Source organism: Pseudoalteromonas luteoviolacea, from assembly GCF_021654285.1.
Taxonomy (GTDB): Bacteria; Pseudomonadota; Gammaproteobacteria; order Enterobacterales; family Alteromonadaceae; genus Pseudoalteromonas; species Pseudoalteromonas luteoviolacea_J.
This window is the reverse complement of record NZ_JAKFZS010000031.1, coordinates 41486-64712: the sequence shown is the minus strand read 5'-3', so window position 1 is coordinate 64712 and position 23227 is coordinate 41486. Positions and strand designations below refer to the sequence as shown.

General features: G+C 40.2%; 16 protein-coding genes. 3 read left to right on the top strand and 13 right to left on the bottom strand.

What is annotated here, in order from left to right:
• The first annotated feature begins 13 nt into the window (after nt 1-13).
• From L1077_RS22475 to L1077_RS22465, 3 genes are all read left to right on the top strand, one after another.
• Nucleotides 14-1252 (top strand): efflux RND transporter periplasmic adaptor subunit, encoded by a 1239-nt coding sequence (locus tag L1077_RS22475; protein WP_237139096.1) that lies wholly within the window; start codon nt 14-16, stop codon nt 1250-1252.
• Nucleotides 1253-1265: 13 nt separating this feature from the next.
• Nucleotides 1266-1946, top strand: a complete 681-nt coding sequence (locus tag L1077_RS22470; protein WP_237139095.1) for an ABC transporter ATP-binding protein — start codon at nt 1266-1268, stop codon at nt 1944-1946.
• A 160-nt stretch (nt 1947-2106) separates the two neighbouring features.
• Nucleotides 2107-2706 (top strand): hypothetical protein, encoded by a 600-nt coding sequence (locus L1077_RS22465; protein ID WP_237139094.1) that lies wholly within the window; start codon nt 2107-2109, stop codon nt 2704-2706.
• 584 nt (nt 2707-3290) lie between these two features.
• Here L1077_RS22465 and L1077_RS22460 read toward each other — a convergent pair.
• The 13 genes from L1077_RS22460 to L1077_RS22400 all read right to left on the bottom strand — a co-directional run bounded on the left by L1077_RS22460 (nt 3291) and on the right by L1077_RS22400 (nt 23139).
• Complete coding sequence (locus L1077_RS22460; protein ID WP_237139093.1) at nt 3291-5369, bottom strand: hypothetical protein; 2079 nt, start codon at nt 5367-5369, stop codon at nt 3291-3293.
• Between the two features lie 993 nt (nt 5370-6362).
• A complete protein-coding gene (asd, locus tag L1077_RS22455) occupies nt 6363-7472 on the bottom strand; it encodes an aspartate-semialdehyde dehydrogenase (RefSeq protein ID WP_237139092.1) in 1110 nt (369 codons plus the stop codon).
• Between the two features lie 672 nt (nt 7473-8144).
• Nucleotides 8145-10859 (bottom strand): TonB-dependent receptor plug domain-containing protein, encoded by a 2715-nt coding sequence (locus L1077_RS22450; RefSeq protein ID WP_237139091.1) that lies wholly within the window; start codon nt 10857-10859, stop codon nt 8145-8147.
• Nucleotides 10860-10939: 80 nt separating this feature from the next.
• Nucleotides 10940-12592: a hypothetical protein gene (locus tag L1077_RS22445; protein WP_237139090.1), complete on the bottom strand. Its 1653-nt coding sequence runs from the start codon at nt 12590-12592 to the stop codon at nt 10940-10942.
• A 174-nt stretch (nt 12593-12766) separates the two neighbouring features.
• The gene (locus L1077_RS22440) at nt 12767-14071 is read right to left on the bottom strand and encodes a tetratricopeptide repeat protein (RefSeq protein ID WP_237139089.1); all 1305 of its coding nucleotides are present in this window, start codon (nt 14069-14071) and stop codon (nt 12767-12769) included.
• 17 nt (nt 14072-14088) lie between these two features.
• Nucleotides 14089-14694 (bottom strand): energy transducer TonB, encoded by a 606-nt coding sequence (locus tag L1077_RS22435; protein WP_063361694.1) that lies wholly within the window; start codon nt 14692-14694, stop codon nt 14089-14091.
• Nucleotides 14695-14703: 9 nt separating this feature from the next.
• Entirely contained in the window at nt 14704-15114 is a 411-nt protein-coding gene (locus tag L1077_RS22430) for an ExbD/TolR family protein (protein ID WP_039610430.1), read from the bottom strand.
• A gap of 18 nt (nt 15115-15132) precedes the next feature.
• Nucleotides 15133-15660: a MotA/TolQ/ExbB proton channel family protein gene (locus tag L1077_RS22425; protein WP_237139088.1), complete on the bottom strand. Its 528-nt coding sequence runs from the start codon at nt 15658-15660 to the stop codon at nt 15133-15135.
• Between the two features lie 2 nt (nt 15661-15662).
• The gene (locus L1077_RS22420; RefSeq protein WP_440589560.1) at nt 15663-16982 is read right to left on the bottom strand and encodes a MotA/TolQ/ExbB proton channel family protein; all 1320 of its coding nucleotides are present in this window, start codon (nt 16980-16982) and stop codon (nt 15663-15665) included.
• A gap of 60 nt (nt 16983-17042) precedes the next feature.
• Complete coding sequence (locus L1077_RS22415; RefSeq protein WP_237139086.1) at nt 17043-17795, bottom strand: DUF3450 domain-containing protein; 753 nt, start codon at nt 17793-17795, stop codon at nt 17043-17045.
• Nucleotides 17796-17980: 185 nt separating this feature from the next.
• Nucleotides 17981-19870, bottom strand: coding sequence for a methyl-accepting chemotaxis protein (locus L1077_RS22410; RefSeq protein WP_237139085.1), 1890 nt, complete (start codon nt 19868-19870; stop codon nt 17981-17983).
• 177 nt (nt 19871-20047) lie between these two features.
• Nucleotides 20048-20809 carry a basic secretory family protein gene (locus tag L1077_RS22405; protein WP_237139084.1) on the bottom strand — a complete coding sequence of 254 codons (762 nt, stop codon included), beginning with the start codon at nt 20807-20809 and terminating at the stop codon, nt 20048-20050.
• Nucleotides 20810-20811: 2 nt separating this feature from the next.
• Entirely contained in the window at nt 20812-23139 is a 2328-nt protein-coding gene (locus L1077_RS22400) for a GH92 family glycosyl hydrolase (RefSeq protein ID WP_237139100.1), read from the bottom strand.
• Nucleotides 23140-23227: the final 88 nt, after the last annotated feature.

Below are 23227 nucleotides of genomic sequence, written 5' to 3'. Positions count from 1 at the left end.
GAAGGTGATTAAATTGGACGTTTTAAAAGAAAAAAAAACAGGTAATTGGATATTAAGAAACAAGTTAGTTATGTCTGGTATTCTACTTACCCTAGCTGTGTTTTTTTTATTCAAAATAAATGCAGATACTGTTCCTTTAGATGAGTTTGTTATTGCCGAAGTAAAAAGAGGGGATTTAAATCAAGTTGTAAAAGGATATGGTAAGTTGCAATCCAGTTCGTTACAACAGATCACCGCAAGCGCACAAGCTACTGTCAAAGAGATTCGACTGCGACCGGGAGATAAGGTTACAGCAGGATCAGTGATCGTTGTATTAGAAAACTTAGAGTTAAAACAGAATGTAGAAGCTGCGCAACGGAACGTTGATCTAGAGCTGGCAGAGTTACAGCAAGAAGAAGTGTTTAATGCTAGAGAATTGCTGGACGAGGAGGATTTGTTGGCTCAGTTAATGTCTGAATACAAAGCGATTAAATTACGCAGTACCGCGGAAAAAGAACTCTTTGATAAAGGCATTGTATCAGGCCTGGTGTATAAACAAACCAAATTACAAGAAACACTTATTAAAGAGCGTTTAGAGATACGAGAGCAGCGTAAAGCACAGCTAATTGAAATCCACAAAAAGCGCATTAGTGTTAAGAATCAAAAGATCATGGAGCGTAAATCCAGATTGTCGATTTTGCAACGTCAACTGGAAGACTTGACGGTGAGAGCTGAGTTCAATGGTCTGCTACAAAAGCTTCCATTGGAGGTGGGGCAAAGTGTGGAAAGAGGTAGTCTAGTAGCACTGATTGGTAGCGCCGATGATTTGAAAGCTACCATAAAAATTCCACAAAATTCCGTTCAACTGTTAGAAAATGGCCAAGCCGCTGTTATTGATACTAGGCAATCAATCATTCATGGACGAGTGTTCAGGATAAGCCCTGTTATTGAAGATAATACGGTGGATGTAGAAATCGAGTTACTCGGTGACTTACCCGAAAATGCAAGAGCCCAATTGAATGTGGATGGTTCTATCAACATTGCAACTAAGCGAAATGTTTTATATCTGGAAAAGCCCCCTAGCTCAAGACAAGGTAGTTCGATGTACTTATACAAAATTGATCGTGAGGATGGTACCTTATTTAGGATCAAGGTGGATTTTGGTATCGAATCAGGGAATTTAATAGAGCTACTTTCTAATCATAAACTTGGCGATGAGTTTATCTTGTCGAAGCTCAATACGTCAGAAAATACAATAAAATATAACGATTAAATGGAGAAATTAAATGACAACAATTAGTCTGAGTTTAAAAGGATTGGGCAAAGTTTTTGAAACAGATGCAATGGAAACGCATGCGTTAAAGAATGTCGACCTTGAAATTGAAAAAGGGGAGTATGTAGCAGTTTCTGGTCCTTCTGGCTGCGGTAAGTCTACGTTGTTAACTATACTAGGGTTGCTTGATAATCCAAGCAGGGGGGAATATGTTTTAGATGGAGAAAATGTCGCTAGTCTTTGCCGAGATAGAGCAGCAGAAATTCGCAACTCTAAAATTGGTTTTGTATTTCAGTCTTTTAACCTCATTGATGAACTCTCAGTAAAAGACAATATTCTATTGCCATTTAAGTATAGCGCTAGTAAACCGTCTAACGAAAAGTTAAATGAAAAAGTTGATGAGATATTAGCTAAAGTAGGCCTTGAACACAGAAAAGATCACAAGTCGAATTTGCTTTCAGGTGGACAGCAGCAGCGTGTCGCAATTGCTAGGGCTATTGTTAACGACCCCTCTCTTTTGCTAATAGATGAAGCTACAGGTAACTTGGATAGCGAAAATAGTCAGCAAATCATGGATTTAATTGAATCTCTAAACGAAGCGGGTACTACGATACTAATGGTAACTCACGATCCTGTTTGTGCAGCTCGGGCAAAAAGAACGCTTAAAATGAAAGATGGTATGTTGATATCCTGAATACAAGACAAGTGAAAATATGAGCTTTTGACGCTCATATTTTCACTAACAACAGGTGGAATTAAAATAAACGTCCCCTAAGTCCCACCTAGCCGCTGAAGCTTAACGGTAACACTATCACCAATTGAACACGATTTTTGGGTAACTCATTATCTACCAAATGGTTGGAACTGTAGGTGTAAAGTCGTGCTTAAGCGATGCTGACATCAAACGCATGGGTTTAACTGTTACGCCAAATTCAGTGCTTAAAAATTATCAAAAACCATTTACCGATGTTGATCCAACAACGGGTGAAAAACTAGAACGTTTGCCAGGCATTGACCTCGGTTGGGATTACAATCCTGGTCTTGCATGGTTAGGCGCAGACAAGGCAACAGGCCAAATGCTAGCGAATAACGAAGGCCAAAACCATTTTAAATCTCAAGTTGCAAAGGTCGCAGCCAAACAAGCCTTAGGAAAACCTGACTCTGGAGCAAAATTAACGATAGGGCACTTGCATCCGAAATTATTCAAATCAGTTTTAGATGTTGCGCCTGAAACAAAAAGCACGCCGGTTGTTATTGATGAGCCGATGCTAAAAACTACGATTCAAGTTATCGGGTTTGAGCAAACGACTGAATTAATGAAGTTAGTCCAAGCTCAAACAAATTCCACATTTAACCAGAGTGTTTTGCAGTTCGTAACCAACGGAGTTCAGATCACAATTCAAATCGACCCAGACATGAAGCGAGTTGTTGAAGTTAAGCTTGTTGATGTTTAAACCATATTTAAAGCGGCTTTAAAGTCTGTTTAAAGGGCGTTTAAACGTTTTTAAAAACGACGGTTTTTAGTCTAATTCTAAACGTATTGTGAGCAGGAATGAGCGCAAAATGATATGGAGTGAGCGGGTTTTGTCTAAAAACAAATGTATTTTTAATATTTGATATTTTGACTCGAAAATTTTAAAGGTCCAGTAATTACGGGGCTTACAGAGGAATCAAAAGTTGAATTTCATGGTTTGGCTAAATCTAGAAATGAACGACCCCTTACAAAATCCCACTAAGTCCGATACTGGTTAGTATTGGACATTAACTAAAAATACATTTACTTTTGTAAAGAAAGTGAAGGTGTATCTACCTCCAACCAGATATTTTATCTAATTTAACATAACGTAAATTATGGGATATTTAATGATATGTCACTGCTATCAATTATGGTGCTAATAATGACTAATTAAAAAGCTATTAAAACAAATATGCACGCAATACTTTTTTTCAATATCTGATAATAACTTTCACCTCTTAAAAATCAAGGCTGCTAAACTCGTTGTGGCCAGCACTCTCTGTGCAGGCCAAAACGAACAACTTAATTAATGCGGTATATCTCTAAATCATCAAAATGGATTTCACTGTCAACTTGCCAATTTGTTGAATACAGATAAATTTGCAATTGATGCCCTGTGGTTTCTGGCACCGTAAACTCCATATTTAATGGCGACCAAGTTCGACTCGTGGAGATCGTCTGAGCGATTGATTTTTTACTCGTTGCATCGTAAATCATAATGCGAGCGTTTGCGTCTCCAGAAAATACGCGCGCCATAGATTCTAGCCTATACGTCGCACCAGGCTCATAATTAAATACCTTTTGCGCAACTTGCCAACCATAAGTTGGTTTGTTCTTTACAGTTAACCCTTGTGCACCACTAAATGCACTATTCGCGCTCAAAAATACAGTCTTTGACGTTGACTGCCAATGGCGCCATTCTGCGGGTAAAGCATTTTCATAAGTAACATCAAATGATTGGTCATAAACTCTATACCCTTTAACCAGTTGTGCAATCGCGCCCATGTAATAACGTTGGTTTACCCCTTGAATTGCATCAAACACCGAGGTTAATTTAGCTTCCGAATCGTGATAAATACTTGGTTTAAATTCAGCTAGTTGCACCCACCACCTTAAAGACGTTAAAGATTCGGAGTCGTAGCATTTATTCACATGTCTACTAAAATTTGTACAATGTGAAATCATAAAATCAGCAGTATTAGCAAAGTAGCTCATTTCCTCTTTGCTAAACCCAAGTCCTGCATGATAGCTACTTACAACCGATGCAATATCTAAATTTCCGTGACTGGTATCTTCCGTTCCTGTCCAGTTAAAACCATCACTTATTGTGTCCCTCTCAGTAAGTAAGCTCCAATAACTCCACTCGTATTTATTAACTGGCAAGCCTGAATTTGGCTGATATTGCCCAAGCGTTAGACTGCTTTTAAAAGCATCAATCAACTGTTTTGCCATCAATTGATGATTAGGGTCACTTCCCTCAATCTGAGCAAGTTCAGCGTAGGTGCGCTGTAATGCAAGATACTGATTATGAGGTAAGGATTGACCAGGCTTTCTGCTAGAAGAGTCATTGGCAAACAAATAAACTAGATTGCCATTTAATGTACTGTGTAGGTCTTTTTCCCACTTAGGGAATGTATGATTTATTAGAAAGTCATAATAGCCATCAGCCAAGGTGTTAAAGCGTGCATCAAGTCGCCCTGCCCTTGCCAACTTAATAAACTTAGCCATCGGTGCCGTTATCATGCCGTCATGAACAAGATATTCGCGCCAAGATCTTACTCTAATATTGTCAAAATGCACTGTACAGTTCTTTTTATAATCTGTTGCGTATAGCCTGATATGAACGTCATTAGATGGATTGGAAGGCGCAATAAATTCCGCGATATGGTTAGTGTAACTATGAGATTCAACGTATGTGTTTAAAAGCAGCTTTCTTTCAGTAAAATCGTAAACCTGTAATAGGCCTTTAACGCCACTATCACAATTTTCAATTTTTGCATGAAAATTAATTTGATATTTACCATTGGGGTCAAAATGCTCATTTGATTTATGTGGATTCCTTAACGGTGTTTGCAAAACATGCCAACGATTAGTTTCAGGAGCAGTTTTCACCGTGAACCCAGCGCGGCTTTTGCCATCAGCAACCTTGTCAGTCGTATTTCTAAAAGCAGTTTCAGCTGTCGATTGCCAGCGATGCCAGTTTGCAGGTAACGAACTGTCTTGAGGATCAACATCTTCAGCACCAAAATTATCAATTGCGTCAATAGAATATACCCACTCTCCCCAACCTTTATAGCCATCTATGCCCATTCCTGTATCATCTTTAGCAAGGGCAATCGCCATATCCGCACGTAAAGTGAATATATCTAAGTATTCTGGATTGTTTGTACCCAGATACATTTCTATCAAGGCGTCTAAATAGTACGCTTCTGCCCAAGCTAGATTGCTAGAGCGGCTGAAACTGTTTGGATATTGAGCTTGATATTGCGCGCTTATTAGGTCGAACTTATCAATCCACTCATTTCGAGTGTATTCTGCATTAGCACTATATGCGCCAAGCAATAAAAAAGACAAAGAAGCATTTTTAATTGCTTTTTTCATAAATCATCCTTTTAAAATTGAGCGTAAATCGCACAGGTATATTACCCGACAATCATTATTTTATAAATATCAATAAGTGTGCACTTTGTACAAACACTAAATACTTGAGTGATAATATTGAGTTTGCGAGCTAACTTAGATGGAAAAGGATGGGGTATCAGTCACTCTATTTAGTATAAATTTCGTTACATCTATAAGAATAAGGCTGGTATTCATCTACTTTAATTGTTTAGTTTTTCCTATATACGATAGCGATGGATTACGACATTAAAACCCAATCTTTTTAGGTACACATTTATTTTGTCCCTTTTTATAAGTATATTGTCGTTAGTTCACTTCATTTATCATAGCTTTTGCAATCAATTAAATTATGAAACTCAACCCAAGTGTTAAATTAAAGTGAACTTTAGAGTTCAGCGTGTTTGGGAGTTTTTCCTTTTCCGAGGTATGAAAAAGTAGTTGGTCTCAGGGCTGAGTGCATTGGTCAAATGTGCATTTCATTTTGATGCTATCGTTAAATGTTCATTCAGAATGGGTAAGTGGATACTGCCAATTTTTGACCCATGCTTAGGTGAATATTTTCTTAGGTATTGAAGTTGTATTTTTATAACTACTTTGTACATTTCATCTTAATAACGATACAGAATAAAAAAATGAGCGCAATATGGCCCTCCATATTATAAAAACACGTAGATATGTTTTGAAGCCATCCTATGAAGGTTTATTGCAAGCTTGCATCTGACATTACCCGCATTTAGAAGTATGTCGATACAAGAATAAATATGTAGGTGTATCAGCAAGTTAAAGAATTGCTTGTACAGAGGGTGTACATGTCAGGATGGTTCAATGGTGTAGGCTAAGTGGTTCTTAGATAGTAGCTTGCGACCTACAACTGCGACAGATCGTAATGGCGTAGATCACACTTACAGTGTTTATGAATTCCACTTTTAAAAAATTGCAGTGCCTAGTTTAATTACTAGGCACTTTTAACAGTTAACCTGTGATGATTCGAAGCATTCTACGAAGTGGCTCCGCAGCCCCCCATAATAGCTGATCGCCCACTGTAAAGGCGCTGATATATTTTTCACCCATCGACAGCTTTCTGATCCTGCCAATTGGGATATGTAAAGAACCAGTCACTTTAACCGGAGTTAATTCTTGTTCCGTAACACTTCTCTCATTTGGAATAACTTGAACCCACTCATTATGCTCATCGAGGATACGCTCTATTTCACTGACTTCGATGTCTTCACGCAATTTAATGGTCATTGCCTGTGAGTGACAGCGCATTGCGCCGATGCGCACACATAGACCATCTACTGGAATTGGTTGCTTAACTGAACCTAAAATCTTATTGGCTTCAACTTCAGCCTTCCATTCTTCTTTACTCTGGCCTGACTCCATAGGGACATCAATCCAGGGGATCAAACTACCAGCAAGCGGAACACCAAACTGATCTTTTGGCAATGCATCGTTTTTGAGTTTATCAGCAACAATTTTATCAATTTCCAAAATAGCAGAAGATGGATTCTCAAGCTGCGCACTTACGCTGCTATGAATTTCACCCATTTGTGTAATAAGCTCTCTCATATTTCGAGCACCAGCGCCTGAAGCCGCCTGATATGTCATAGGGCTAACCCACTCAATCAAATCTTTCTCAAACAGGCCACCAAGCGCCAGCAGCATTAGAGAAACTGTACAGTTACCGCCAACAAACGTCTTAACGCCCTGCTCTAGCCCCTGCTGAATAACATCATTGTTTACCGGGTCAAGTACAATGATACTATCACTAGACATTCTTAATGCTGATGCAGCATCAATCCAATAACCTTCCCACCCAGCATCTCTCAGGGGTTGATACACTTCTTTTGTATAGTCACCACCTTGGCAAGACACAATAATGTCCATTTCTTTTAAAGCAGGTATGTCATATGCGTTATTGAGCGGCTTGGCTTCACCCGCAAAGTCTGGGCCTAATTGGCCTGACTGGGAGGTAGTAAAAAAATGCGCATCAAGGTGAGCAAAATCACCTTCTTGTTGCATACGCTCCATCAACACTGAGCCAACCATGCCGCGCCAGCCGATAAATCCTACACTATTCATTACATTACCCTTTATTTATTTAAAATTACTCATTGCGTGAGGGGTACGTCTAGACGTCTAACCTATCAAAATTAATCAATCAGCTCTAGTACTTTTTAAGCCAACTAAAAAATAACTCATATCAAAGCATTTGAAATAAAATGACAGTCGCCCAAATAGGCTGGTGATTAGACGATTAATACGCTGGAAGTAAAGATAAGCTTACCTTCAGATATAAAAAAACCCCGCAATGCGGGGTTTGGATACAACATGTAAAGGTTGCGTCCAAGCTTGATGCTGCGCATCAAACTAGAACTCTGTTTTGGTAATATGTTTATTTTATGTAAACAAAATACCTGAATATGGTAAGGATATGCGATAACCCTTTTGTGTTAGCTATTATGAGTCAAATTAGTACTATTATCAAGTAAAAATCAGTCTTAATATTGATCTAGATTATAAAAAAAATCCAAATCTAATATATGTTTACGCTTACGTAAATGTAATATTTCTCACGTGAAAGTTATTAATTACAAACAACAATCTCTAATTACGATATCAAGACGATAAAAAGCGGTACACATTTAATAGAAATTAAAATAAATATACTACTCTTAATCTATAATTATTTTAATATTATCAAATATAAAAAAGGGCCACTCTTTGAGTGACCCTTAATCTTAATAAGTTGACTTAAAATTCGATTGCGAAATCTAAGCTTACTTGTTGCGCTGTTTCTTTAGAGCGGATCAACGCACCATTTTGTTCAACCTCAAAGTCTTGACCAAGCAAGTTCTTCACTTTAAAGGTAACTGTCGTGCTGAAGGTCGGGTAATAGCTATACACGACATCCAAAGAGTTAATTGGTTGCTCGTAAGCATCATCAAAACCGTTTACACCAGCTGCTAAGATACGATCTCCGAAGACGTTATAAATAACCGAGCCCTGATGATTACCATCGTGAGAATCATAGTTCAACTGTAAGTTTGCAACATACTTAGAGTGACCAGTCATGCGACGTTGAAGGTTCGTTAAGTCCCCTCTTGCACTCTCTAGAATTTCAACTTCTGAATCACTTACTGTTAAGTTTCCAGAAGTAAAGAACGCGCCACCTAAGAAATCAGATGATAATTCCACCAGCCATTCAGCTTCAAGACCGTATACGTATGCCGTATCAGCGTTTTCAAACTCTAAAGTAAAACGCCCATCTCGCTCGTTAAGCTGGGCTTCGATAGGTTTTTCGATATCTTTATAGAAGGCACCAACTGAGAAGTTATCACCGCTTTCAAAGTAAAACTCCACACGCACATCAAAGTTATCTAAATTACTTGATTGTAACGTTGGGTTACCCAGTGTTCTGTAATCTGTGAGTGGGTCTTGATACTGAACAGGTGTTAATTCACGTAGGTCCGGTCTTACAATCGTTTGACCCCAACCAGCTCTTATCTGATATGTAGGCTGGCTATATGTCATAGATAATGAAGCAAAAGTCTCATCTTCCATTACTGAGGCTTGCTGGATTGCTTCACCACTTAATTGTTCGCTTAATAAGGCCGAATCAAATACAGAGCGTGAGAATGCAAGTGCAACCTGCCTGAAGTCTTCATATCTTAAACCGCCAGAAAAGCGCCAATCATTCGCATACACATAGTCAAAACTACCATAATACGCATCAGTTTTTTGTGCTGCTATGTAATCATCGGCAGTTGGCTCCTGGAAAAGAAGCTCTACTTCTGTATTATCAACTCGCTCGTCATCACGGAAAATACTGCCTATACCCAATGCCTCATTTGCATTAGTCGCTAGAACGATATTTTCTGTTGGACCAAAGCGATATTTAAAGAAGTCTGTTTTATATTCACGTGTTTTATCTACGTAATATGCACCGCCTTTGAGCTCAACTTCAGAAGAGTCAAAATAGAATGCTTTTGACAAATTCCACCCGTAGTTTTCAACCTTGTCTTCCATATCTACAAAACGATATAGGAAGGGATCACCACCTAAAGGACCGCTCGTATACGTGTCTGTGTAAACGCCATCTGTATAACGATCTCTGGCAGTGATTTCAAGTTCACTTGGAATATCAGTCGTTGCAGTTGAGTCCGTATACTGCCAATCGAACCCGACGCCTTTGATGAAGTCATATTCGATATTATGCGTACCACGGAATTGAATCACTTCTAATTCACGTTGCTCGAACGAGGTTAGGTTTTTACGTTGTATTTCACCACTTTCGATACTTAACGACTTTGAAGGCTCTTGATAAAGGGAAACTGACGCCTCATCTTCTGTATCTCTGAGCATCATATAAGACGCATTTAAGTCATGGCCATCAAGTTTATAACCCAGGTTAAGGGATGTATTTAACTTAACGTTTTTCTTAGTTGATTCTTTGTCTGTTCTCGCAGAGTAACACTCTAATTCAGACTTACCACAATCTTCCGGTTTTACATCAACAGACGACAGAACCGCTGAATATCCTTTGCTATGAGACCACTCATGATCATAAGCCGCTGAGAATAAGAACCCAAATGCGCCACCCAAGCCAAAAACGTCATCAAACTTATCACCATAAACGAGCTTTGCGCCAAAGTCCGGGTCCAAGTCTTTTTCAACCATACCAAAATCGCGGTGCAGTGATTTAGTCAAAGACTTGTTGATTGCGATCGCTTCATCTTGAGAAACAGCCTCGCCACGCTCTTTAGATTCAATATCACGAATATTTAAAACTGAAATGTCAGAAATGCCGTTGATATATTTGTTAAGCGCCGCATTCATTGTACTTGGCATTGCGCGTAGTCCGTCGTCTTCGCCTAACCAATCGTCGTCGCTGCCGTTATATACAAAACCAGTACTGTTCGTATCTTTGTGCGTTAAACCAACTTCTAGCTTTATTATGCGATCGTTCGGGATGCTCTTGGTACGAATATTTACATCACCACCACCAAACGCTGCTGGCATATTCGGTGAATACGCCTTTTGAACAGCCAATGACTCAATGATGCTGGATGGGAAGATATCCAATGGGATAACATTACGTGTTAAATCTGGACTTGGTACCTGCGCACCGTTTAGACGAACACTTGAGTAACGTTCACCAAGGCCTCGTACATAAATAAATTTGTCATTTACTAGACTCAGACCTGTAACACGGCGTAGTGCTGATGCTGCGTCACTGTCACCTGTACGAGAAATTTGCTCAGCGCCCATGATATCAGCAACAAAGGCTTGGTTCTTACGCTCTTCAATGACAGCACTTGCACTGCCCTTTAAGCGGCTTCCTACCGCGACAACTTCTTCAATTTCTTGTGCAGTCTCTTGCGCCATAACCTGTGCAGACAAAGGACTTAAAAGAGAAAGCAAAGAAATCGTTATCAAATTTGTTTTAAACACTTTGATTGGTTTCATTTGTAATTCCTCTAAACCAAAATTTCGATTCACAAAGGGCGCATTAAAGCGCCCTTCAAGTTTTTCTTTTATGGCTTAGATTATTTTGTACGTTCGATTGACTGTGCTACGAATTTTGCCCAGTTTGTGTCCGTCTCATCTTCACCTAATGCACCAACATATGTTACGTCAGTAAAGAATGAATTCTCGTCGCTAAGCTTTGATGACTCAACGCTTACATTGTTACCATCTTTATCTTTGATAGTACCGTTAGTAGTCGCTAAATCTGCACCAAGTACGTTTTCAAACGCGCTGAAACCAACTAGTTGGTTACCATCTTCTGTGAACCACTGTGCGATATCAAAATCAGCCAAATCACCGTCTAACACGATATTTTCTGGTTCAAAGTTATATGCACAAGCAAAAATTGAGTTGTGGAACTTAATGTCACCAGCTTTTGCATTTGCGTGAACGCCTACCGGACCAGAACCTTCATTTTTGTCATACAGGTCAAAACATGCAGAACCTGCTTCAGTACCTTTACTTACGAACAGCATATTATGAAGTTGAGCTTTACCCCACTCTTTCATTTCCATACCCGCACCGTGACCGCGAGGACCTTTAATACCGTTGCTCACTACTGTCGCATTCGCAATTGTTGGGTTAGAAACCGTTGTCGCTCTGTCTGCGCCAGCATCAGTCGTCGGGTCTTTTTTGCCACCATCGGTTTCAAAACCATGGTTACCTTGGTTAAGCGTTTGAACTAGGATGAACTGACCGTTACCTTTCCAACCTGTATCCCAGTCAATACCGTCATCAGCAGTGTCTGTTACAACAATATGCTTGATGTTAACTTGGCCACCAAATAGCTCAATACCATCGTCGTAACCTTGGTGGATGTGGATATATTCAACTGTAGTACCTGAACCAACCGCATTTAATGTAATAGAGTTAAGCTCATCACCTTCTACACCGTTGCCTGCAAATTTAACAACAACATGCTCTAATGAGCCACTGTTGTCAGCATCGTTGTTACCACCGTAATAAGACACTACGCCTTCAGCAGGTACATTACACATGCCTGATTCAGCTTCAGTTTTAGTACACTCTACGGTTGTCGCTAAACCATTAATCTGGATACCACCCCAGTCCTGCATGGCAGGTACTGTTGATGCATCACCGTCGATTTCTTTGATAGAGGTGAATGTAATTGGCTTGTCAAGCTCACCAACCGCATGGATTTTAGAACCACGGCCGATACGCACAAAGCTATCAGCTTTAGTAAATGCAATCGTCGCACCGGCTTCAATTGTTAAAATTGGACCATCAAGGTCAATTGTGCCGCCTTTAGAAGTATCAACATCATCACCGATGAAAAGTGCACCTTCAAAAATGTGCGAGCCGCCATTTGGTAATGCTTCTAGTAAGAATGAAGATGAGATGCTCTTGCCACGGCTAGCAAATGATTGAGGGTACTTACAATTAATACCTTCTACGTCACCTTCAAATGTAGAACCGCCAATTGTGTAACTTGCACATGTAGGTCCTACAACTTTATCACCGTCGTTATCATCACCACCGCCATTGTTATCACCACCAGTGCCTGTATCTGGAATAACGACCGGATTTTCAACTGAGTTGTCTACGTGATTGTCATTATTTGTAGGAGTGATATTGATGTCGCCGCCACCGCAACCAGCTAGTACAAGAGCAGAAGAAATTAAGCTTACTTTAAATAAACCAGAAAGGTTCATGTTGGTCTCCAAAGATATAATTGTTATAACCGTATTTATTTAATGGAGTTAGAATAGGTATTCCGTGTTACAAATGGGTGACAGATTTTATAACTTAAGATGACAAGGATAATTTTATTTAAAATAAAAAAGCCACCCGAAGGCGGCTTTGGTGTTGCGAATAATTATTATACTTTACATTAACGTTTCTTTTAAACTCTGTTTATGAAGCTTTTCATTTTTTACGTACTTAATCCATTGACGCGCTAACGCTGCTGACTTTTTATGCTTTTCAGCTTGTTCAAATGCCAGTATAGATGCGTCGAAATTTTCTAAATTATACTGCGCCATACCAAGCGCAACATACGCATTTGACTCAAAAGTCAACCCACCTTTTTCAAGCGCAGCCCTTGCAGCGTCTGCTGCTTCGTCAAAGTGCTCTAGATTAATATATACTTCCGCTAGTCGCTGCTGAAATTTACCATGAGACACCAGATTATCAGCAGATTTGAAAAACTCGATTGATTTTTTCTCATCACGCGCTTGTACGTAGGCCTCTGCAATAAATGATAAATTCTTTTCGGTATTTTCGATTACCTTATTCTTTATACCTTCTTGCAAAGTCTGCGCAGCTTTAAATGGCAAGCCATTGTATAAATAAACTTGAGAAAGTTGGAGTACTTCAGATTTTGTTTTAATAAATCCACGCTGTTTGGCAGTTTCTAAAATGGCAAGCTGCTTTTCTTCAGCTCCAACTTCACCATACATTCCTCCAAGTTGGATCCAATACTGCGGCTTATCAAAAAGCTTAACCATCTTTTCTAAGGTATTTACCACATCCGTAGGTTGATTTAACGAATAGTATAAAGCACGTTGAAGTACTAACCAGTTCTCTTTTGGTACTTCATTTTTAGACTCAGCAAGTGCAATTGCAATATTAATATTTTCAAGTGCCGCTTTATACGATTTATTCTGATATAAAGCTTGGGCCTTCAATGTATAATAATTTTCTTTTACTGGCTGAGTATTTAATGCTTTCCAATCATCTAAATACGAGACTGTTTTAGCATAATCGCCATTGGCCATGGCAAGTTGCGCTAAACTGAATGTCGTTGATAGTTTTAATGACTCTGGAATTGCCTCTTCAGCCACTACGAGCTCAAAAGATTCAATCGCTTTATCTAGCTGGTTTTCGTTGTAATAAATAAAACCATAAAAGTTATGCATCATAGCAACTTCATAGGAGTTCATACTCGATGAGCGCGCTTTAATTGAATCTAAAACCTCAAGACCTTCTTGAACATTACCATCATCTGCAAGCTTCTGTGCCCTGGCAAGTTGGCTATATACCTTTTCTCTGAGCGCCGGAACACGTTTTGTTTTAGTCGCAGCATACGCACTTGAAAGTGACACTTCAGGCACTAAAGACACAAAGCTAATAGCCGCGTTAATGGCTAGAGCCGTCGCACTAAGAACCAGTATATTTTTGATTAATGTCATAATACAAACTCCTAACTCTACCCATTAATTTGGAAGGTGATTTTGTTTTGTACGCCGCCAACTTCAACTGCTTCACCGTTAACTACACGCGGTTTGTACTTAAACTTGAGGGCAGCATCCATTGCGGCACGGTTGAAAATATTTTCAGGCTCAGCTTGCACAACCACAGGATCTCGCACTGTGCCTTGTTTAGTAACCACAAACTCAACAATGACAAACCCTTCAATTCCTCTTGAAAGTGCACGCCTTGGATATACTGGTGCAACTTTTACAATTGGTAAGTACTCTCCATCACTGGACTCAAGTGCTAAGCCACCTGCTAAATCTACATCAGCATCTACATTTGCAGAGAAATCAAAATTTGCACCCGCTGCATCTAGATTATTCGCCTGCATTTGTGGCGCATCCATGGGGGGAGGCGGCTCTTTAGGCGTTGGAGGCTTTTCAGGCTTGCGCTCTTTCTTTTCAATCGTTTCTTCTTTTTTCAATCTAACAAAGTCAAGGACATTGCCTTTAACAGGCTCAGTAGCAGTACCTTGACCGCCGTTAATCAAAGCCTGCATACCTAGAAATAAGAAGAATGTAACGACACCCGCAACTAATAATGCAATTATGTAACGCATTTTCTTCCCTTAGGACTCTTGTGCAGCAATAGATACATCAAACGCACCTGCCGCTCTTGACGCGTCCATTACCTTAATTAGTATTTCAGTCGTTGCCTTTTTATCAGCTTGAATGACAACACTGCCCTGCGGGTTTTCTGCTTTTAAACGCTCGATATTTGCTTGAACAGCTCGAATATCGATTTGACGTTTATTAATCCAGATTTCCCCTTTGTCTGAAATCGCAACCAGAATATTGGCTCGTTGCTTTTTCACGGCTGTTGCAGCTTCTGGTCGGTTAACATCTATCCCTGCTTCCTTAACGAATGAAGCGGTCACAATGAAGAAGATAAGCATGATGAATACAACGTCCAACATCGGCGTCATGTTAATTTCTTCGGTTTCTTCTTCTTGGAAAACTTTTGCTAGAGGGGCTCTCATTTTTATACCTCAAATTCTTTAGTGATCTAACAGCAATTTATCTTCTAAAAGCTCAACTTCTCGTTTCGCTTTACGCTGTAAATATGTAGACGCGAATACTCCTGACAAAGCAGCTACCATTCCGGCCATTGTCGGTATGGTGGCTTTTGATACACCCGCAGCCATTGAACGTGCGCTGCCTGAACCTGTAATTGCCATGACGTTAAATACTTCAATCATGCCTGTAACTGTACCGAGTAGGCCAAGTAAAGGACAAAGCGCTACCATCACATTGATGAATGGCAAGTTACTGTTTAGTGAAATACCTGCTTTAGAGATCATGGCTTGGCGGATTTGCTCTGCATTCCAGCTATTTCTTTCAGCTCTATCTTGCCAAGTTTTTACCGTCTGCTTTTTATAGCCTCTGTACTTTCCAAAAAAGTACATAAAACGCTCCAGGATAAGTAACCACATAGCAAAGGTGACTACTGCGATGACCAGGAGAACCTGGCCACCCGTATCAAGGAACTCTTGTAGTGCGGTAATTGCATCTACTAGTAGCACCATGATTACGCTCCCTTTTCACTTCGCTCTGCGATAATGCCTGCGCTTTGCTCTTGAAGGATAAGAAGCAGGTTGCGTGAACGTGTATTCAATACTGTGTACAAGAATACCGTCGGGATAGCGACGACAAGACCAAGTACCGTTGTTACAAGTGCTGTCGAAATACCACCAGCCATAAGCTTAGGGTCACCTGTACCAAACAAAGTAATTGCTTGGAAGGTATTGATCATACCGGTCACCGTACCAAGTAGACCAAGTAAAGGCGCAACCACTGAGATGATCTTAATTAACGTTAAGTTACGTGTAATTTTTGGCATTTCACGTAATATTGCTTCGCTTAATTTAAGCTCTAATGTGTCATAGGCAACATCAGGATATTGATCTTTGACTTTCATTACACGACCAAGCGGATTGTCGTCTTTTGCAACATCGGATTTAAGCTGGCGTTTGATCTTAGCGCCAATCAACATAAGCGATACAAAACGCTCAAGTGCGATTAATAAAGCAAGTGCGCCGACAGCCAAAATAACGTAGCCAACAACACCCCCTTGCTCTACTTGTTCTTTTCTATTTGGTGCTTGAACTAATAACCCTAATATTGAACCGCCCGTTGGGTCTAACGCAAAGTCGGCACTACCTGAGCTAATACCTTGCAAGTCTGCTGCACTTTGTTGGAAGCGAGATACAGGCTGACGAGTTAATTCTGAAATTGTGTTTGTTTCATGCGTAAAAGTTAGGTATTTACCATCTGCGATTAGGTTAAACGCACCAACACGCATAACCTCTTTATTAACCTTTTGGCCACCGGCAACAATGACATCGGTATTATAACGAGTCACCTTGCCCTGCTCGGTCATTTCACGCTGAAGCTCAAACCATACTTTTTCGATGTCTTCTATCGATGCAAGCTTAGATGTAGAGCCCATTTTTTTAGCCATCTCATCCATCACATCACTGCGATTTTGAATTTCGGCAGAGACAACAGAGGTTCTGAATTTTGAGCTTGCATCACCTGACGCTTGCTGTAAAACACCAAATAACTCTTTTAAAGAACCCATACGCTTAGATAGCGTATCGCTTAGGTTGCCTAGTTTAATTTCATTTTCTTCAAACTGGGTTTCCATGCGCTCAGAGCGATTTAACTGATTGTTACGATCTGATACAAGTGCGTTCAACATTCTCACTTGCTGATCTTCACGCGATTTGAACTCAGCTTCACGCTGTTTATTTTGTTGAGATTGCGCAACTTGTCCTGATTCTAACGTTTTAAGTAGCGCATCTAAATCCATCGCTTCATTTGCAAATGCAGATGCACTTAGTGCCATTGAGGATACAAGTAATGCTTTGCGGCTGAATGATTTTAAAAAGCTCATTAGTTATACCTCTTATTGAGCAGCTTGGACTGGCAGTGTTAACATATCAGGGGCTAATTGCTTGCGAGCAATGCGAACACCCTTATTGATTTGGCTAATGTTGGTGTTAGGCAAAGCGACAAATTGCTTTGACTCTTTATTCCAACTACCAGCTTTTGCTGCGTCTTTAGTGACATACAACAGCTCTAGACGACCAATGCGCAGCATGTCTACTTCGCGCTCTTGTCCATCAATGGTAATAAGTGTTGAATAAGCTTCAATTGTGCGACCGTATTCAACTTCTACTTGATACGCTTCTAACACACGGCGGAATTTTTCACTTGAAGTGATGTCGGCTCTATCCATCATTGTTTTAAGCGTCGCTATACGATTTGCACGCTCTTCTGACAAGAAAGGCACATCTAACGCGACAAACTGTTCAAGACCTGCAATCATTCGCAGCATCAATGGCGTGATCTGACGCTCAATAACAGAGACCTGATCCATCGACGCATTAATGGCTGCCATTTCCTCAAGCTGGTTATTAATTTGCTTTTCTAGTTGGCTGTTATAAACAACAAGACCTTCAATTTCCTTATTAAGCGTTCTAAATTGCTGCAGACGAGACTGCATATTATCTGAAATCGCATCGATTTTATTTTGAGAAGTTAGCGCTGATTTATTAATGACAGAGCTAGAGTCTATTACTTGATTGAGATCATTTGCCTGCGCACTGCTTGCTACTGCAAACGCGCCCGCTAAAAGCAATTGGTTAACGCACTTCATCTCACACACCTTTTATAATATTTGCTTGTTCCAATTTTGAAGTGTGTGCAGTTTAAATATGAAAAATGACAACCGTGTTGCGCAATTAATACATTACTGTGACAGGTGTAATATAAGTTTAAAGAATGGATTTATACTAATTAATTCAATATTAAAAAGGGCTGCATTATGCAGCCCTATAATTGTTATACCTTAAATTTATTCATCATGTGTTCTAATTCATCAAATTGCAATTTTAAGGTTTTGCATTCATCCAACGTTTGTTGCAAGCTTGCGCTCCCTTGAACACATAAGTCGCTAATGCCGTGAATGTCCCCATCTAAGGACTGTATTACGGTGTTTTGCTCTTGTGTTGCATTAGCAACCGCATGGTTCATACCATCGATTGATTCTATAGCGTGAGAGACTTCTTGCATTTTAGTTCCCGCTGACTGTGCCTGCTCTGCACTTGCACTAGAGTCTTCAATACTCAGTTTCATCACCGCTACCGCCGAGGCAGAGCCTTGCTGCAATTCACCAATGGTATTTTCAATCTCTTGTGTAGACTCCTGAGTACGCTGTGCAAGTTGTCTTACTTCGTCTGCAACAACCGCAAAACCACGACCCGCTTCGCCGGCACGTGCAGCTTCTATCGCCGCGTTTAGTGCTAGTAAGTTTGTCTGCTCACTCACCCCTTTAATCACTTCCAATACCTGACCGATACTTGCGGTCAATCTATCAAGTCCGTCAATAGTTGACTGAGCTTCTTGCATTTTAGAGCTCAGAGCACCGATTTCTTCAATATTTGAATTTAATGCAGATTGACTTTGATCAGATAAATTATTGGCACCCGTTGCTAATTCCGATGCATGCTTGGCATTATTCGAAATTTCAATCGCACTTGAAGACAGCTCGTTAATAGCTGTAGCAACATTGTCCGTACGCTTTGTTTGCTCAGTATAAATATCAAGCGCTTCTTGGGTTTGCTTTTGCAACCCTTCCATCACATTTTCAAGTGCATCTGTGGTGCTTTTTACTTTAGAAATACTTTGGTGAATTTTCTCTACAAACAAGTTGAAGTAATTAGAAAGCTCTCCAAACTCATCGTTGTTTTCAACAACAAGCCGTCTGGTTAAGTCACCTTCACCTTGTGCAATGTCCTTTATCGCTTCGTTTAGATGTGTCATTGGCCTCATTAGATACTTAAGTAGCAATTGCATCATCACAACAATAACCACTACACCTAACAACATATAGATCAACGCCATATTTCTAAACGAAGAAATAGAGGAGTACGCTATCTCTTTGTCGATCACTACGCCTAAAAACCAATCAACGTTTTTAATGCCATGCATTTTGACAAAAGACACTAGCTTTTCTTTGCCATCAATCTCAAGCTCTACAAACTCTTGTTGTAAATTAAGTTGCTGACCGAATAGTTGACGCATGTTTTTGTCATTCATCTGCGTATTAGGATGGCTTAATATACGCCCTTCACCGTCGAGCAAAAAGCCATAACCAAAACCAAGAAAATCTATTTCATTGATGATTTCTGTGATGGTTGCCATATCAATGTCACCGCCCGCAGCACCAGACAGCACCCCATTGCTGTAGACGGGCACAACCGCTGTAATTGTCAGCTCATTGGTTGTTGCATCTGTATAAGGTGTTGTAAAAGCTGTGTCACGCTTTTGCATCGCGAGTTGATACCAAGGCCGAGTCGTGGCATCAAAATCGCTTGGTAACACGATAGACGCATCATTTAACACGAATTGACCGTCGGGTGTACCAATGAAGGTATTTTTGAAATGACCCGCTGCGGCAGCTGTTTGCAATCTTCGGCGTACATCTTCTTTACCATCAGATTTTAAGTGGCCATTTGCCACGGCCTGAACAATATCTAAACGGTCATTTAACCAATTAGCAATATTTTGTGACACTGATTGAGAAATTTCTTGTAATACAAGTGTTAACTGGTCTTGTGTTTGAGAACGCATCAAGACAAAGTTATTCACTGTAAATAGACTTAAAACGATAACAAGTACGACCGAGGCCGCAAGTGTGATTTTGGTGGTAAATTTAAAGGCGCTAAACATGCAGATCCTGTTGTTGTTCTTATCTACTACTAAGTAGGTTGTATCAAATCTTTACGGGTTTGTCCCCCTGTTATCGGCAGTTTTTATCTTTATATTATAAATTTATTGAATTATTTTTAATTGGCAATAAAAAAGGCAAGTTAGACTTGCCTTTGATATAGTAAAAAAGAACTAAAATTAGAGTTTACTTTGATAATTCGACCAAGCTGTGTCGAGATTAATTTCCATCTCAGATGAAAAACTCTTCCAGCTCCATTTTTTGTTATCAGAAGGATCTAATTGGGCGTTTAGTTCTACCAACAAGTTAGGGTGGTGATTTTCTTCTAACCAATGCAAGAAAAACGCAGTGGTTTTATAGCCTGTGTCGTAATTACCACCCGCCTTACGATGTTCAAAATCGACATAACCGCCTTTCATCCGAACAACATCAGCGATACCTTCGATAATCGGGCCAATCTCTTGGTAATTATGATCATCTAGCTGATACGCATGGGCTATTTCATGATAAAGCACGCCGATTAACTCATCATACAGCGCTTGTGCACTGTTGTTTTGTGCAAATTTATTGAGATATTGTGCACTGATATGAATTTTAGCACCATCAAAGTTACCTTCTTTATAAGCAACACCATCCATATCTTTTATGATGATCTCTAATAATGGTAGCTTTGGAGCACGCTGTTTTTCACTGTAAAGAATACGTGCAACGTTATACGAGATCTGCTTTATCAAATTGACATTGACGTGCTGCCAAACGGGTACGTTTTCTTTGCTGAAGTTTCTAATTTGTACATTCGGCAGAGGAAACTGCTGCCAAGCAATGTCAGATTGAAACTGGATTGGCTTAATTGCGGTATCAATTTTATCTAACGCTGATGCGCTATGGACCATAAGGCCCATAGCCACTGCAAGCGAAGAAATTGCAGTTTTCAATTTCATGCTTAGTTATACTCCGACATTGACGGTGGACGTGCGCTAATTTCGCTACCCCATGCTTTGTTCGGCTTATCACTCATTACATACTTAAGCTCACCACCAGCCATAATATCTGCGTGCGTTAAGTAGTTACGGTTTAGTGGCTTACCATTTAAGCTCACAGATTGAATATACTTATGTGTTTTACTTAAGCCTTTAGCAGTCGTTGTGAATGTTTTACCATTTGCCAGCTTTAAGGTGACTTTAGGTGTTTGCGGCGCGCCAATTGCGTATGACAAATCACCCGGTGCTACTGGGTAGAAACCCATCGCTGAGAAAATATACCACGCAGACATCTGACCAACATCATCGTTGCCCGCAAGACCATCAGGCTTGTCAGAGCTCAGTGTATCCATGATTTGACGGATGCGCTCTTGTGTACGCCATGGCTTACCCGCATAGTTATAAAGGTAAGCAATATGGTGGCTTGGCTCATTACCGTGTGCATAGTTACCAATTAAACCTGCGATATCTTCATGCTCTTTGATCATGTCAGCAGATAAATGGGTATCGAATAAGTCATCTAAACGCTTTTCAAATGCGTCATCGCCGCCCATCAAGTCAATTAGGCCTGCAACATCGTGCGGTACGTAGAAGCTGTACTGCATCGAGTTACCTTCTGTAAATGCGCCCATATACTTCGCTTCATATGCATTGAAATCAGGGTTCCAGTTACCTTTAGTATCACGACCACGCATGAACTTAGTTTCAGGATCAAACACGTTTCTGTAACTCATTGCACGTGCATAGTAATCTTTAGCCAGCTCTGTTTTGCCCATCGCCTCAAACATACGTGCAATAGCATAATCATCGTACGCATACTCTAGCGTAATAGATACTGACTCTGGCAATACATCCATAGGTACATAGCCATACTTTTTATACTCTGGGATCGCGTCATACACCTTGTTATTTGCCGTGTTAGTTATCGCTTCAACCGCTAAATCAATGTCATAATCACGAATACCTTTAAGATAAGCGTCTGCAATGACCGATACAGCGTGATAGCCAATCATTGTCCAAGTTTCATGTGCATGGAAAGACCAAATAGGCAGCATCTTTTCATAACTTTGTTGATAGTGAACTAACATAGATTGGATCATGCCCGATACGCGATCTGGGTCGATGTACGTCAGTAACGGGTGCAGTGCGCGATAAGTATCCCAAAGAGAGAATAATGTGTAGTGTTCAAAGCCCTTACCGTCATGGATCTCACCATCAACACCTCGGTATTGACCGTTTACGTCTTGGTAAATGCTTGGAGCTTGTAATGCGTGATATAGCGCAGTGTAAAATTGACGCTTTTCAGATACGGTGCCTTCAACATCAACTTTATCTAAGTAATTAGCCCAAAGCTGCTTTGACTCAGCACGCACTTTATCAAAGTCCCAATGCGGAATTTCTGCATTTAAGTTTTCAAGTGCATTTGAACGGCTCACCGCCGACAAACCAACTTTAACGTACAGCGGTTTGTCTTTTAGGCCATCGAATGAAGCAACAAATTTAACTGCTTTACCCGCAGTCATTTTAACTGCTTTGTTTTCAATCGTTGAGTGCTTTTGCTTGGTATTCAGACAATTCATACATCTGTAACGCATGTTGTCTTCGTTGATAAACTCATAGTCATCGATAGGCTGCGAGAATTGAATTGCAAAGTACATTTGTCTATTGCGCGCCCAACCATTAGTCGCACGGTAAGCAACTAGCGTTCTGTCATCTACCTTACGAATGTCACTCCAAATAACCTTGTTCTCGAAGTTATAAATTGAACTAGTTAAATCAAATAGAACATGGCCGTCATCATGGCTATTAAAGGTATACTTGTGCATACCCACACGAGTTGTTGCTGTTAGCTCAGCAGTCACATCGTAGTCTTGTAATTCAACGCCATAATAACCCGGCTCTGACCACTCTTTATCGTGAGAAAAGCGCGAACGATAGCCAGTATCTGGCTTTTCTGCAGTACCTGCCGTTAGTTTTACATCGCCAGTGATTGGCATAACCAATAAGTCACCTAAATCAGAATGACCAGTGCCTGAGAAATGCGTATGAGAGAAACCTACTATCGTATGATCATCATAGTGATAGCCTGCACAGCGCTTGTATATTTCTGGTTGTGGTGAAACGCCGCGCATAGGGTTATCAGTATCAGGACTCAATTGGACCATACCGAATGGAACAACTGCACCGGGGAATGTGTGACCATCTCCGCCAGTACCAATGAATGTATCAACCCACTGCGTGTTTGATTCGCTTGCCACACTTACCGAAGAAATTGAGGTAAGTGACAACATAGCTGCAGCCCAAATAGAGCGATGCATGTGCCTCTCCTTTATTCTAAATTATGATTGGATCGTTCCAACTAGGTTTAATATACAACGT